At 68.8% G+C, this 13,616-nt stretch carries 14 protein-coding genes and 1 pseudogene; 6 read left to right on the forward strand and 9 right to left on the reverse strand.

Translation table 11 applies throughout. The features are described 5' to 3' along the window. Nucleotides 1-21 precede the first annotated feature (21 nt). Nucleotides 22-549, forward strand: coding sequence for a DUF4446 family protein (locus ACIA12_RS21880; RefSeq protein ID WP_396368871.1), 528 nt, complete (start codon nucleotides 22-24; stop codon nucleotides 547-549). A gap of 30 nt (nucleotides 550-579) precedes the next feature. Here the strand turns inward: ACIA12_RS21880 and ACIA12_RS21885 are convergent, their stop codons facing one another. After that, complete coding sequence (locus ACIA12_RS21885) at nucleotides 580-765, reverse strand: hypothetical protein (RefSeq protein ID WP_396368872.1); 186 nt, start codon at nucleotides 763-765, stop codon at nucleotides 580-582. Between the two features lie 143 nt (nucleotides 766-908). Beyond that, nucleotides 909-2,501: a diacylglycerol kinase family protein gene (locus ACIA12_RS21890; protein ID WP_396368873.1), complete on the reverse strand. Its 1,593-nt coding sequence runs from the start codon at nucleotides 2,499-2,501 to the stop codon at nucleotides 909-911. Nucleotides 2,502-2,594: 93 nt separating this feature from the next. Between ACIA12_RS21890 and serS the strand changes: the two genes are divergently transcribed. After that, entirely contained in the window at nucleotides 2,595-3,869 is a 1,275-nt protein-coding gene (gene serS / locus ACIA12_RS21895) for a serine--tRNA ligase (RefSeq protein ID WP_396368874.1), read from the forward strand. After that, entirely contained in the window at nucleotides 3,866-4,657 is a 792-nt protein-coding gene (locus ACIA12_RS21900) for an HAD family hydrolase (protein WP_396368875.1), read from the forward strand. The genes serS and ACIA12_RS21900 overlap by 4 nt, the downstream gene beginning before the upstream one ends. A 145-nt stretch (nucleotides 4,658-4,802) precedes the next feature. Here ACIA12_RS21900 and ACIA12_RS21905 read toward each other — a convergent pair whose 3' ends face one another. Next, the gene (locus tag ACIA12_RS21905) at nucleotides 4,803-5,444 is read right to left on the reverse strand and encodes a WhiB family transcriptional regulator (protein WP_396368876.1); all 642 of its coding nucleotides are present in this window, start codon (nucleotides 5,442-5,444) and stop codon (nucleotides 4,803-4,805) included. A gap of 465 nt (nucleotides 5,445-5,909) precedes the next feature. On the opposite strand from ACIA12_RS21905, the pseudogene ACIA12_RS21910 reads away from it, so the two are divergent. Then, nucleotides 5,910-6,724: pseudogene (locus tag ACIA12_RS21910) on the forward strand (HAD family hydrolase). A gap of 18 nt (nucleotides 6,725-6,742) precedes the next feature. Here ACIA12_RS21910 and ACIA12_RS21915 read toward each other — a convergent pair. Together ACIA12_RS21915 and ACIA12_RS21920 are read right to left on the reverse strand one after the other, a co-directional pair. Then, nucleotides 6,743-7,363, reverse strand: a complete 621-nt coding sequence (locus ACIA12_RS21915) for a bacterial proteasome activator family protein (protein WP_396368877.1) — start codon at nucleotides 7,361-7,363, stop codon at nucleotides 6,743-6,745. 32 nt (nucleotides 7,364-7,395) lie between these two features. Continuing rightward, nucleotides 7,396-7,926, reverse strand: a complete 531-nt coding sequence (locus ACIA12_RS21920; RefSeq protein WP_396368878.1) for a CGNR zinc finger domain-containing protein — start codon at nucleotides 7,924-7,926, stop codon at nucleotides 7,396-7,398. Nucleotides 7,927-7,951: 25 nt separating this feature from the next. Here ACIA12_RS21920 and ACIA12_RS21925 point away from each other — a divergent pair, with 25 nt between their 5' ends. Next, nucleotides 7,952-8,119, forward strand: a complete 168-nt coding sequence (locus ACIA12_RS21925) for a hypothetical protein (RefSeq protein ID WP_396368879.1) — start codon at nucleotides 7,952-7,954, stop codon at nucleotides 8,117-8,119. Nucleotides 8,120-8,148: 29 nt separating this feature from the next. On the opposite strand, the gene ACIA12_RS21930 is transcribed toward ACIA12_RS21925, so the two are convergent. The 3 genes from ACIA12_RS21930 to ACIA12_RS21940 are packed head-to-tail and all read right to left on the reverse strand — an operon-like array spanning nucleotide 8,149 to nucleotide 12,085. Next, nucleotides 8,149-10,791, reverse strand: coding sequence for an FtsX-like permease family protein (locus ACIA12_RS21930; protein WP_396368880.1), 2,643 nt, complete (start codon nucleotides 10,789-10,791; stop codon nucleotides 8,149-8,151). Further along, nucleotides 10,791-11,510, reverse strand: coding sequence for an ABC transporter ATP-binding protein (locus ACIA12_RS21935; RefSeq protein WP_396368881.1), 720 nt, complete (start codon nucleotides 11,508-11,510; stop codon nucleotides 10,791-10,793). Before ACIA12_RS21935 ends, ACIA12_RS21930 begins: the two co-directional genes overlap by 1 nt. After that, nucleotides 11,507-12,085: a PadR family transcriptional regulator gene (locus tag ACIA12_RS21940; RefSeq protein WP_396368882.1), complete on the reverse strand. Its 579-nt coding sequence runs from the start codon at nucleotides 12,083-12,085 to the stop codon at nucleotides 11,507-11,509. The genes ACIA12_RS21935 and ACIA12_RS21940 overlap by 4 nt, the downstream gene beginning before the upstream one ends. A gap of 98 nt (nucleotides 12,086-12,183) precedes the next feature. Between ACIA12_RS21940 and ACIA12_RS21945 the strand changes: the two genes are divergently transcribed. Continuing rightward, on the forward strand, nucleotides 12,184-12,603 hold the full coding sequence (locus ACIA12_RS21945) for a VOC family protein (RefSeq protein WP_396368883.1): 420 nt from the start codon (nucleotides 12,184-12,186) through the stop codon (nucleotides 12,601-12,603). 27 nt (nucleotides 12,604-12,630) lie between these two features. Here ACIA12_RS21945 and ACIA12_RS21950 read toward each other — a convergent pair whose 3' ends face one another. Next, the gene (locus tag ACIA12_RS21950) at nucleotides 12,631-13,608 is read right to left on the reverse strand and encodes an NAD(P)H-quinone oxidoreductase (protein WP_396368884.1); all 978 of its coding nucleotides are present in this window, start codon (nucleotides 13,606-13,608) and stop codon (nucleotides 12,631-12,633) included. Nucleotides 13,609-13,616: the final 8 nt, after the last annotated feature.

The following is a 13,616-nucleotide window of genomic DNA, read 5'->3' on the forward strand; positions in this document are numbered from 1 at the left end:
GCAGCCATTAGGCTGCGGTGCGTGTCTTCGACGTTAGCCGCTGCATTCGGGATCGCCGCTCTGTTCGTGGCGGTGCTCGCCCTCGTGTTCGCCATCCAGGCGCTGAGGGCGCAGTCCGGCACGCCCAAGACCGCGACCAAGCTGCCCGCCACCCCGCAGCCCACGACCCAGCCCCAGTCCCAGACAGAGCCCCAGCCGGCTCAGTCCGAGGCCAAGCCGGGCACGGTCAAGTCCGAGCTCCGGCGGCTGAGCAAGGAGCTGGAGGACGCCCGCAGCGAGCTCCGCGAGACGCTGCAGCACCTCGCGGTCGTCAGGTACGACGCGTACGGCGACATGGGCGGCCGCCTGTCCTGGTCGATGGCGCTGCTCGACGACAAGGGCGACGGCGTCGTCCTCACCTCGATCAACAGCCGCAACGACGCCCGCTCGTACGCCAAAGAGGTCAAGTCCTTCGAAAGCGACGCCAAGCTGTCGCCGGAGGAACAAGAAGCCCTCGAAACCCTCCGCAAAGAAGCCGCCCAACCCCGCGAAACCCCAGAACCCGCCTGACCCCCCTCCGCTCCGCCCCCTTCCCCACCCCTACGTCAAGACACCCACTTTGAGCACCCACCAGTCACCAACTCGCGAGTAGAGCGACCAGCGGGTGCCCAAAGTCGCGATGGGCTCGGCCAGCGCGTCCACTTTGAGCACCCACCAGTCACCAACTCGCGAGTAGAGCGACCAGCGGGTGCCCAAAGTCGCGATGGACTCAGCCAGCGCGTCCACTTTGAGCACCCAGCAGTCACTGGATCGCGACGCGAGTGCCTGATGGGTGCTCAAAGTCGCACGAGCGGCGCGGGCGTGAGCGGTGGGGGCGTGAGTGGTGTGGGCGTGAGTGGTGTGGGAGCGAGGGGTGTGGGAGTGAGGAGTTAGCGGCGTTTGGGGACTCGGACTACCAGGGAGCCGGGTTCTACCTCGGCGGTGAGGGTTCGGCCGGGGCCGATGCCGTCGCCGTCTAGTTGGCGCTGGACGTCGACAGCGGCGGTGATCTCCACCTTGCGGCCGGTGAAGCGCTCCAGGTACATCTCGGTGCGCTTGGTCCGCGTCATCACCCGCCAGAACACCAGCGGCCACTGCGTCACCCGCCGCGGCGCGATCACCACCACGTCGATCAGCCCGTCGTCCGGCCGCGCGTCCGGCAGCAGCGGGATGTTCGCCTGCAGCATCCCCACGTTGCCGACCACCACGGTCCGCACCCGGCGCTCCATCGGCTCCTCGTCGTCCAGCACGATCCGGATCTTCACCGACGGGTGGTTGATGTTCTTCGCCGCCGAGACCAGGTACGCCGTCCAGCCGATCTGCGCCTTGAGGATCGGCGGCGCCCCGGTGATGATCGCGGCATCGAGCCCGAGCCCCGCCATCACCGCGAAGTGGTCCGTGTCCAGCCCGTCACCGGACACCTTGACCAGGTCGATCCGCCGGTCCCGCCCGTCCAGGATCCGCTCCAACGCGTCATCCAGATCGAGCGGGATGTGCAGATTCCGGGCCAGCAGGTTCCCCGTGCCGGCCGGGATCACACCCACCGGTATGCCGGTACCCGACAACGCCGCGCAAACGACCCGTACCGTACCGTCGCCGCCCGCGACCAGGATGAGGTCCGACTCGTTCTCGATCGCCCGCTTGGCCATCGCGTTGCCCGGATCGTCCTCCCGCGTCTCCAGCCAGAGCGGGTCGTCGAACCCGCGGACCGCGAGCGCCCGGGTCACCTTGCGCCGGAACGCCACCCCGTCGCCGACCTTGATCGGGTTGACGATGACCGCGGCCCGCGGCGGTACCGACGTACCGTTGCCGTCCGACGGGAGCCGCCGCCGGCGTCGCCGCAGCCCCGGCCGCAGCCCGAACCCGATCGAGGTCGCCGTCAGGATCGCCAGCCCGAGCGCCCAGCCGCCGAGCACGTCCGACACCCAGTGCAGGTTCAGCGCGACCCGGTCCACGGACGCGATCCAGACCACCGCGATCGTCGGCAGCGTCACCAGCAGCCGGAAGCGCCGTCGCCAGCCGCGGACCGACGGCAGCACCACCCCGAGCGCACCGGCCATCACGAAGGCGGCGGTGGCGTGCCCGGCGACGTACGACCAGCCGCCGGACTCGACCAGCATCTGAGCCGGCCGCGGCCGCTCGAAGATGTGCTCGACCGCCTGGACCAGCCCCAGCTCGGCGCCGGCGGAGACGATCAGCCAGACGGTCAGCAGCCGGGCGCGACGGTGCCACAGGTAGATGGCGACCACCAGGATCACCGCGCGCGAGGTCCACGGCAGGATCACCGCGCCGATGACCTGCCAGACGTCCACCACGCTCGGATGAGTCGCGCCGTACGCCGCCACGCGCGAGGCGACCGACTCGTCCCACCGCCGCAAAGGTGGCCAGTCCCCGAACACCAGCAGGGTCACCACGGTGAACGGCAGCGCACCCAGGACGACCGTCAGCGCACGGCCAACATGAGTCGGTGGGTGATGGTTCATCGCCGCTGATTTCCCCCTAGTAGACGAGCTGGCCCCAGCTCATCATCCCGAATACACTTCGCCGCCGCTGACACGCCCCGATACCCTTCGGGAGTGATCGATGCCAAATTGCTCCGTGAGAACCCCGATGTCGTCCGCGCGTCCCTGACCAAGCGTGGCGAGAGTACCGACCTGGTCGACCAGGTCCTGGCGGCCGACGGTGATCGTCGATCGTCCATCGCGGCGTTCGAGTCGTTGCGCTCGGAGCAGAAGGGCCTCGGCAAGCAGGTCGCGCAGGCCAAGGGCGACGAGCGCACCGCGCTGCTCGAGCGCACCAAGGCCCTTGCCGCCGAGGTGAAGGCCAACGAGGCCGCCGCCGCGGAGGCGGAGACGCGCTTCGACGAGCTGGCCGGCAAGCTGCCGAACCTGGTCTCCGACGAGGCCCCGGTCGGCGGCGAGAAGGACTTCACCGTCATCGAGGAGATCGGCAAGCCGCGCGACTTCGCCGCCGAGGGCTTCGAGCCCCGCGACCACCTCGAGCTGGGCGAGCTGCTCGGCGCGATCGACATGGAGCGCGGCGCGAAGGTCTCCGGCGCCCGGTTCTACTTCCTCAAGGGCGTCGGCGCGCTGCTCCAGCTCGGCATGCTCCAGCTGGCCATCGCCCAGGCGGTGGAGAACGGCTTCACCCCGATGATCACGCCGACCCTGGTCAAGCCCGAGGTGATGGGCGGTACGGGATACCTGAACGCCCACGACGACGTCTACCGCCTGGAGGAGCCCGAGCTCTACCTGGTCGGTACTTCGGAAGTCCCGCTGGCCGGGTACCACATGGACGAGATCCTCGACGTCTCCGCCGGCCCGATCCGGTACGCCGGCTGGTCGTCCTGCTATCGCCGCGAGGCGGGTTCGTACGGGAAGGACACCCGCGGGATCATCCGTGTCCACCAGTTCGACAAGGTCGAGATGTTCTCCTACTGCAGCCTGGAAGACGCCGCCGCGGAGCACCAGCGGCTGCTCGGCTGGGAGAAGGAGATGCTGGACAAGATGGAGCTGGCCTACCGGGTGATCGACACCGCGACGGGTGACCTGGGCGCCTCGGCGTACCGGAAGTTCGACTGCGAGGCCTGGGTGCCGACCCAGGGCGCGTACCGCGAGCTCACCTCCACCTCGAACTGCACCGACTTCCAGGCCCGCCGGCTGAACATCCGGCACCGCGACGCGGACGGCAAGCCACGTCCGGTAGCCACGCTGAACGGCACCCTGGCCACCACCCGCTGGCTGGTCGCGATCCTCGAGACGCACCAGCAGGCGGATGGCTCAGTCCGCGTCCCGGCAGCACTCCGCCCGTACGTCGGTGGCCGAGAGGTCCTCGAACCGGTGGGCAAATGACGGACGGCTGGCGGCCGAAGGCCGTTGCCCTCGACATCGACGGCACCCTGATCGACCACGACGAGCGGCTCTCGCCTGCCGTGGTCGACGCGGTCCGCCGGACCGCCGCGCAGGTACCGGTCATCCTGTGCACGGGCCGGTCGTGGCAGACCACCAAGCCGGTGGCCGAAACGCTCGGCCTGCCGGACGGATTCGTTGTCTCCAGCAACGGTGCGCGGACGCTGCGGTTCCCCTCCGGTGAGGTGGTGGACGAGCGCACCTTCGATCCGACGACGGTGATCGCCTCGGTCCGCGAGCACGCGCCCAACGCCCGGATGGCGGTGGAGGAGTTCGACGGCAGCTACCTGGTCACCGAGCCCTTCCCCGAGGGCGATCTGGGTTCCTCCGCGACGATCCGCGTGGTGAGTGACGCCGAGCTGGCGCCGGCCCCGGTGACCCGGTTGATCATCCGTGACCCCGAGCAGTCCGAGAGCGACTTCGTCCAGCTCGCCGAGCGTCTGGGCCTGCACGGGGTCGGCTACTTCGTCGGCTGGACGGCGTGGCTCGACATCGCGCCGGAGGGCGTCGACAAGAGCACCGGGCTGAAGGTCGCGCTGGCGCAGTACGGGCTGGAAGCCGACGATCTGCTCGCGCTGGGCGATGGCCGCAACGACATCGAGATGCTCGTCTACGCCGGCCTCGGCGTCGCGATGGGTTCGGCGCCCGACGAGGTCAAGGTGAAAGCGGACGAAGTCACCAAGTCGGTCAGCGACGACGGTGTCGCGGCGGTGCTCAACCGTTATTTCTGAAGCTCAGGTGAGAACTGTTCGAGCTGAATGAAATAGCCGGCGGAGATAGTTTCACGCGACAACTGAAAAAGCCCGTGGCACCTGCGGTAGCAGGAGCCACGGGCTTTTTGATGACTGATAGTCCGCTGGCGGGCCGAGTATCAGATCAGGCGACGCGGGTGGTACCGGGACGAGGTGACTGGCAAGGGCGGTCCACCACGGCGTCGAACGCGTCCAGGACGGCGCTGACCTCCGGGCGGGCCTGCGGGGCCTTGATCGCCGGGCTCTGTCCCCGGCGGGCCCTGCGCAGGTGGCGCTTGACGGTCGACAGCGAGCATCCCAGCCGCATGGCAAGAGATTCCAGGCTGTCGTTGGGGTACTGCGTGCGCAGCCGCAGGACCTCTTCGTGGCTGACCGGCCGGCGCGTGCCCCGCGCTCCGGCCAGCTGGTCGAAGTCGTCTGCCTGGACCTCGACGTCCAGCAGGTTGCGCATCGAGCGGCGCTGCGCGGCCGTGGTGCCCGCGACGAAGCCGCTGACATCGTGCTGCGCGACGGCGCTGAACAGGCAGTCGGTGAACAGCGGGCAGGACGCGCAGACTGCCTTGGCCTCCCGGACCAGCTGGTCATAGCGTTCCCGGGTCCGCCGGGTCGCCGACGCGGGCGGCGGCTCTTCCATCAAACGGTGCTGGAAGATGTCCGTGCGTGCGGTGCAGCCGGTCATCGTCCCTTCCAGGATGGAAGATGTGTCGACAGCCGCACGAGAGCCGCTGCTCCCTTGCCCCGCTATCTTGGCGCTGTTGACGATCATCGTGGCTCCCCAAGTTCCAGGACCCGAGTGAACGAACGATGAATGACGTTCGAACACCGAGCCCACTAGCTGATGGACCGATCTGTTGCCGACCCACCCCTGTCGTCCCGGCGCGGGACGCACCGATCCATAACTGTTGACGCTGTGGACGTGGATTTGGTTGCACCCAATTCCACATCGATATGTCGACGGTGTTTACCGGAGTGGGGCTGCACCGGACGGTGATCCGGAACAGGACTGGGACGCGGTTGAATCGCCCCCGGTTCCCCGCTCGCCACCGCATGAAATCACGCCGAAACCCTGCTGCGCAGGGGAACTGGCTGCCTTTGCAGCTTCCTGCCGTAACGGTCTGATGACGTTGTTCAACGGTCAATCAGATTGCAGGAATAGCCATGTCCAAATGGTTGCGCCCGAGTCTGCCGAAGAGGTATAGGCGACTCGGTCGCAAGAAGTTACCGTGGTCCGGTGCCGATCCCCGAAGCAGTCCGCCCACCCCGTCTGGTCGCGACCGATCTTGACGGAACCTTAGTACACAGTGATCATTCGATCTCGCCGCGGACGAAGGCGGCGGTGCTCGCGGTGCAGAAGCCGGCGCCCAGTTCGTGATGGTGACTGCCCGGCCGCCGCGCTGGCTGCACGACCTGACCGACCTGGTCGGCGCGCACGGTGTCGCGATCGTTGCCAACGGCGCCATTCTGTACGACGTCGTTGGCCGCAAGGCGATCCGGACCGCGCTGATCGATCCGGCGATCCTGCTGGAGGTCGCGCTGGCGATCCGGGCCGAGCTGCCGGAGGTCGAGTTCGCGATCGAGCGGACCGACCGTTACGGACAGGAACCGCACTATCTCAATCGGTGGCCGAAACCCGAGGACACGTTGGTCGCGCAGCTCGACGAGCTGCTGTCCGAACCGGCCGCGAAGCTGCTGGTTCGCCATCCCAGCAGGCATTCCGACGACCTGCTGGCCACCATCGGTCCACTGGTCGGTACCCGGGTGACGGCCAGCCACAGCGGTGGAACCAGCCTGGTGGAGATCTCGGCGAGCGGGGTCTCGAAGGCGGCGATGCTGGCCGAATTCGCTGCCGGGCTGGGGATCACGGCCGACGAGTCGATCGCGTTCGGCGACTCGCTGAACGATCTGCCGATGCTCGCCTGGGCCGGTACGTCGTACGGGGTGGCCAACGCGCACGCCGACGTACTGGCCATGGTCGACGTCGTCTGCCCCGCAAACGACGAGGACGGTGTCGCCACCGTCCTCGAAGAACTCTTCAACCTCCAGTGAGCTAGAGGTCCCAGTGAGCTAGAGGTACATGCCTCCGCTGCCTGGCCCGTCCGTCGTGCCGGGCTGCGGCGGGCCGGGGAAGGGCGAACCCTCTTCGGGGGCAGGCATTCCCTGGCCGCCCGGGAGGGCACGGCGCATCTGCTCCAGCTGCTGGCGGGCCGCCATCTGCTGGGCGAACAGCGCGGTCTGGATTCCGTGGAACAAACCCTCCAGCCATCCCACCAGCTGGGCCTGCGCGATCCGCAGCTCCGCCTCGGTCGGCGTGCTGTCCTCGGTGAAGTCGAGGCTCAGCCGCTCGAGCTCCTCGACCAGCTCCGGCGCCAGGCCGCTCTCCAGCTCCTTGATCGACGCCTCGTGGATCGCTCGCAGCTGGTTGCGCGACGCCTCGTCGAGCGGCGCCGCCTTCACCTCGTCGAGCAGCTGCCGGATCATGTTCGCGACCCGCATCACCTTGGCCGGCTGCTCGACCAGCTCGGTCACCGAGCGCGGCTCGTTGTCCTGCTCGTCGCTGCGGTCGCGCGGCGGCCCTTCGACGGCCATGCCGTCCGGACCGACGATCAGGATCTTGCCGTCCTCGGTCTGGGCGCCGGTCATCTGTACTTCCCGCTCGCCCTGGTTCTCGCCGCTGCTTTCACTCATGCGCCCATCCTAGGTGTGGGCGTTCGACGGCTTCAGGAGGCCTTGGAGCGATGCCTTCGCACCGCGTCACGGTTCGCACACGCAGGGCTGCAATAGCGCTGACGGCCGCCTCGGGACAGGTCGGCATACACGTTGTCGCAGCCGTTCGCGGCGCAGCGGCCGAGCCTGGACATCCCGCGGCCGGCCAGGTGCAGCGCAGTACCGGTGCTGATCAGCGTCGCGACCAGTCGTCCGACCGGTACGCCGTCAGGCCGGTAATGCATGTGCCAGCCGTCGCCGGCGTGGTTGGTCAGCCGGGGATGCTCGGTGTACTTCGCCAGCATCGCGTTCATCAACCGCACCCGGCTCTCCTCGTCGGGCGCGTCCACGACCTCCAGCCACTCATCCAGTGCGACCCGTACTGCCGCGAGGTCGGCGGACGTCACGCGTCGGGCTCGGACCAGCCGGCTCTCGACGCCGCTCTCCTCGCAACGTTCGGCCAGCTCCACCGCCGTCGAAGCCGGGTTGGTGACCAGATTGACGGCCAGCAGGACCGCGTCCGCGCCGTAAGGGTTGAGATGCACAATGCCATTACAGCACGATGGACCCATGACCACCACAGCTGAAGTCCACCGGCATCGCTGGCACGTCGAGTCGTCGCATCCCGTGAGCGAGGGATTGCTGAGCTACCAACGCTGTTCGTGCGGCCAGTGGCGGGTGACGAGTACGCCGCTGCACCCGGTCGCCCATCCCGATCTGGCCAGGATCGCCAGATAGGTGCTTAAGGCAACAAGGCGTACGGCGTACTAGTCGACCCGGCTGACCATCGGCAGCCGGGACCTGGTCAGCAGCCAGGCCAGCAAGCCCGCGAACAGCGGTACCAGGATCACGATGCCTCCGATCTCCCGCCAGGGGATCATGAAGTGCGGTGACCCGAAGGCCGCGTGAGCCGTGTAGCCGTACAAAGCGCCCACTCCCACGCCCAGCAGGCATCCCAGCTCACCCAGCACCCATGCCTGCGCGGCGGCCAGGTTCCGCCGACGCCGTGGCTGTGCGCCGATCGCGGCGAGGGTCGCGAGGTCTGCGCGCCCCTCCGCCGCGGACAACGAGACCGAGATGGCCACCCCGAGCAGCGTGACGATGGTCGCCGCGGCCATCAGCCCGAGGAACCAAAGTCGCGCCGGGCTCTCGTAGCCCTTCTCCACATGCACGTAGTCGTCATGCCCGAGCAGCTTCGCCACCGCGTCGAGCTCGTCGCCGGTCGGCTCGCGCTTGAGTTGATAGACCGCCAGGTACGGATCGACGGCGCCGAGCTTCTTGGCTGCTTCCGTGCTGATCAGCGCCGAGGTGGACAGCTGAGCGATCTTCGGAGCCGAAGAAACCGAGGTCGCCGGCATGGTTATGGCCGACTTGCTCTCGGGGTCGCCGTCCGAACTTACCGGGACGGTTCCGCCCTTGATGCCCACGGGCGAGGGGAGCACGATCTTGCCGGCCCGCAAGGCCGCGGCGGCTTGTGGGCCGTAGCCGGGGAAACGCGCGATGTACGCCGGGTCGACGGCCATCAAGCTGTAGCCGGACTGGGTCTCCGTCGGCGGTGTGACCACCGCGAGCGTGGGGATGTAGGGCCCGTTGCGTTGCTGGCCCGTCTGGATGATCTGGCCGATCTCGTAGGTGTTCTCGACCGGCAGTACGTCGGCCACTCGCTGCACGGTCACCGGGGAGTAGGTGAGGCCACCGGGCGAGAAACGCACGACGGCGTCACCGGGCAGGCTTTCGGGGATGTAGTCCACGGCGTCGGCCGCGATCGAGTTGGAGATCGCGAAGGCGATCGCCGCGGTCGCTCCGACCGACATCATGATGGCGGCCGCGGCAGGCCCGGTGCGATGCCGGTGCCGGGCCGCGTCGCGCAGTGCGAGCCGCCCGCTGAGTGGCAGGAATCGGGCGAACCCGGCCAGCTTGGCGACCAGATTCGGCAGCAACCAGACCAGACCGACGATCGTTGCGGTGATGCCCAGCAGTACCAGCGCGATCGGCTCGGTCGGGGTCACGGTCGCCCGGTACTGCTCGGCCTGAGCGGCCATCTGACGCCGGGCCTCCTCGAGTTCCCTCGACATCCAGATGCTGCCGATGATCGTGCAGAGCACACCGATGGCGACCAGCCCGATCGCCGGCTTGCGCAGTCTGACCACTCCACCGGCCGCGGCGAATCGACCGCTGAGTGCGGCCAGCGGCGTCTGCCGTCCAGCACTGATCGCGGGCACGATCGCCGCCGCAAGACCGGCCAGCAATCCCAGGGCCGCGATCGGTACCAGGCTGAGCCACGGGATCTCGTTGCTGACGATCAGCGTCGACAGCATCTTCTCCCACAGCGGCCGTCCGGCAAGTGCCGCGAGGATCGCGAGCAGCAGGCCGCCGCCCGCGCCGACGGCTCCCATGAAGATGCCCTGCGCCAAGACGATCCGCCGGATGTCGCGTGGTGTCCCGCCGGCCGCGGTGACGAGTCCGAGGTCGCGGGTCTGACGACGGGCGATGACGGCGAACGCGGTACCGGCGAGCAGGACGATCTCCAGGATGCCGAAGCCCGTCACCAGCGCCATCACCGCGACCGCACCGGCGTCGGTCGAGCCGCCGCCGTACGGGTCCGGTGGCGGGTCGACGATGTTTGCCCTCGGCAACAACGCGAGGCCGTTGCCGAGAAGCCTGTCGCTCAAGGCGTCGGCGTCGGTGCCGTCGGGGAGGTCGGCGAGGTAGACGATCGGATTGTTCGGATCCGGGGTCGCCAGTGGCGTGTCCGGAGTACCGAAGATCGTGCGCAGGCTGGGATTGGTGAAGGTGCGGGCCAGACCGACGACCTGGTACTTCCGGCCGCTCGCCGCAGTCAGCGTGGCGTCGGCTTTCAGCTTGCCGTCGTCCACGAGTCCGAGGTATTTCGCCAGCGAGGGAGAGACCGCGACCTCGGTGGACTTGCCGGGCAGCTGTCCACTGTCGAGCCTGAAGGTGCCGGCGGTCAGCTTGCTCCGGCCGTCGCCGGTGACCAGCTGGACCGACGTGTCGGCCCCTGGTCCGTGGACGTCGACCTGACCGGCCTCTTTCATCGCCCGGGCTGTCGTACTCCCCGCCGGCAGGAAGGGCAGCGGATCGACCTTGCTGGTGTCGCGTGGCTGCTGCTCGGTGCCCGCCAGCATCCCCGGGTCGCCGGTCATCAGACTCGGGCGGGCCGGCCACGGATTGAGCTTCGCGTACGCCGCGACGGTGAGCTGCGCGTCCGCCGAGCCGATCGTGGTCCGGGCCAGCGTCTCGCCGGTCGGGCTCTGGGCCTTGTCCATCAGCCCGATCCACGACGCCGCGAACACCGGTACGCCGATCAGCGCGGCGACCAGCAGGGTCCTCCCCAAGGAACGCCGGGCGGTTCGACGGGCGATCCGGAGTGGGGGTCCCCAGCCGGCCATCAGTGCGTTTCCAGCAGGATGTCGACCTCGGGGAGCGGACCCGCCTGGCCTACCAGGACACCATCACGCAGGTAGACGACTCGATCGGCCCAGGCGGCGTGCCGGGCGTCGTGGGTGACGAGGACGCCGGCGATGCCGTGCTGGTCACAGCGATCGCGGAGGAGCTGGAGGACCGCCTCGCCGGTCTCGGAGTCGAGGGCGCCGGTGGGTTCGTCGGCGAGCAGGATGCGACGGTCGCCGACGATGGCCCGGGCGATCGCGACGCGTTGACGCTGTCCACCGGACATCTCGTCGGGAAACCGGTCGGCCAGCTCCGCGATGCCCACCTCCGTCAGCGCGGTGTCGGCGAACTTGCGGGCGGTACGGGCGCGGGTGCCGTCCAGTTCGAGCGGCAGCATCACGTTCTCGGCGGCGGTCAGGGCCGGGATCAGGTTGAAGTCCTGGAAGACGTACCCGATCCGGTGCCGGCGCAGGGCGGCGACCGCCTTGGCGCTCAAGGTGGCCAGGTCGTTGCCGTCGACCAGGATCTCGCCGCTGGTCGGCCGGTCGAGGCCGCCGGCGCAGGTCAGCAGAGTGGACTTGCCCGAGCCGGACGGGCCCATCACGGCGACGAGCTCACCGGAGGCCACCGCCAGGTCGACGCCGCGCAGCGCGTGCACGGCCTGCTCGCCGGTACCGTGCACCCGGGTGAGGTTGCGAATGTCGAGGATCGTGCTCATCGGTTGGCCCCCGCCTGTTGGTCTTCCTCTTGGATCGCCTGCGTGGTGGGCGTCGCGGACCTCCGGTGCCGGGAGAGCATCGCCTCGCAGTGGTCCAGCCAGCGGATCTCGGCCTCAGCGCCGAAGATCATCGACTCCAGCACCAGCAGCCAGGAGATCTCGCCGTCGCGGCTGCCGCGCTTGAGCCGGGTCAGCTCCTGCATCGACTGCATGGTCGCGGCGCGCTGCCGCTGCAGCACCGCCGTCACGTCGATCCCCGGTACGGCGAGCGCCAGCGCGAGCTTGATCGCCAGCTCGTCCCGCGGCCGCGACTCCCGGGTCACCGGCGTCTCGAACCACTTCGCCAGCTCGTCCCGGCCGGCCTGTGTGATCTCGTACAGCGACCTGCCGTCGTCGTCCTGGTCGGCGCTGGCCTGGACCAGACCGTCGCGTTCGAGCCGGGTCAGGGTCGTGTAGACCTGCCCGATGTTCAGCGGCCAGGTCGAGTTGGTGGCCGCCTCGAACTCGCCGCGCAGCTGGTACCCGTACTTCGGCTCCGGCCTGAGCAACGCCAGCAAACCGTGCTTGATCGACATAGATACCGAGTATGCATACTCGGTATGTCCCGGTCAACAGGCCCTCTGGTGGCGCTAACGTTCAGCCTTCAAAACGACCGACGTCAGTGAGGAGTTCTATGCAGCCCGCAGCATTCGGCGCGACGGTGGTCACCGCCCGCCCGGCCGAGGTCGCCGCGTTCTACGAGCGGCACTTCGACCTGAAGATCACCCTCGACATCGGCTGGTTCATCACTTTGCGGCGGGCCGAGGCGGACTGGGAGCTGGCCATCACCGAACGCGGCCACGAGTCGGTGCCGGCCGCCGTCTCGGCGCTCACCGAGAGCGGCAACGTCTTCGGTTTCATCGTCGAGGACGCCGATCGGCTGGCCGCGGCGCTGGTCGAGGCGGGCGTGACGCTGGAGACCGAGGTGGTCACCGAGGTCTGGGGCCAGCGGCACTTCTTCGTCCGCGACCCCGAGGGCACCTGGATCGACGTCATCCAGCTGGTCGCCCCGGACCCGGACTGGCTGGCCGCGAACTTCCCCGCCGCCGAGTAGGCTCCCCGACCGGGGAGCCGTTGGGCCTCAGATGGTGAGCAGGATCTTGCCGATGTGGTTGGACTGCTCAAGCGCCTCGTGCGCCTGAGCGACCGCCTCCAGGGGATAGGTGCGCTGGATCACCGGGCGCACCTTCTTGGCGGCGACGAGCGGCCAGACGTGCCCGACCACCTCGGCCAGGATCTGCCCCTTCTCGGCCACCGAGCGGACCCGCAGACCGGTACCGGTGACAGAGCCACGCCTCGACATCAGCCGCCCGAGGTCCAGCTCGCCCTTGGTGCCGCCCTGCATCCCGATCACCACCAGCCGGCCGTCGTACGCGAGGGTCTTCAGGTTGTCCTGCAGGTACTTCGCGCCCATGATGTCGAGGATCACGTCGGCGCCGGCCTTGCCCGTCGCCTCGTTGACCACCGAGGCCCACTCGGCTTCCCGGTAGTTGATCGCGACCTCGGCGCCGAGCCGGTGGCAGAAGTCCATCTTCTCCTTGCTGCCGACCGTGCAGAGCACCCGCGCGCCGTGCGCGACTCCGAGCTGGATCGCCATCGTGCCGATCCCGGAAGAGCCGCCGTGCACGAGCAGGGTCTCGCCCTCCTTGAGGTGCGCGGTCATGAACACGTTCGACCACACCGTCGCGACCACCTCGGGTAGCGCGGCCGCGCTCACCAGGTCGACGCCCTCAGGTACGGGCATCACCTGCGGAGCCGGTACGACGACCTTCTCGGCGTACCCACCCCCGGCGAGCAGCGCGCAGCACTCGTCACCGACCGACCAGCCCTCGACCTCCGCGCCGACCGCCGCGATGGTGCCCGACACCTCGAGCCCGATCGTGCCGGGTGCGCCCGGAGGCGGCGGGTAGTGCCCCTGCCGCTGGAGCAGGTCCGCCCGGTTCACCCCGGCGGCGACCACGTTGATGACGACCTCGTCGACGGCAGGGGTCGGATCCTCGATCTCACCGATCGTCAGGACCTCGACGCCACCGGCACCCTCACAAACGACAGCTCGCATGTCTGCCA

Origin of the sequence: Kribbella sp. NPDC051620 (assembly GCF_044453825.1) — a bacterium.
Taxonomy (GTDB): Bacteria; Actinomycetota; Actinomycetes; order Propionibacteriales; family Kribbellaceae; genus Kribbella.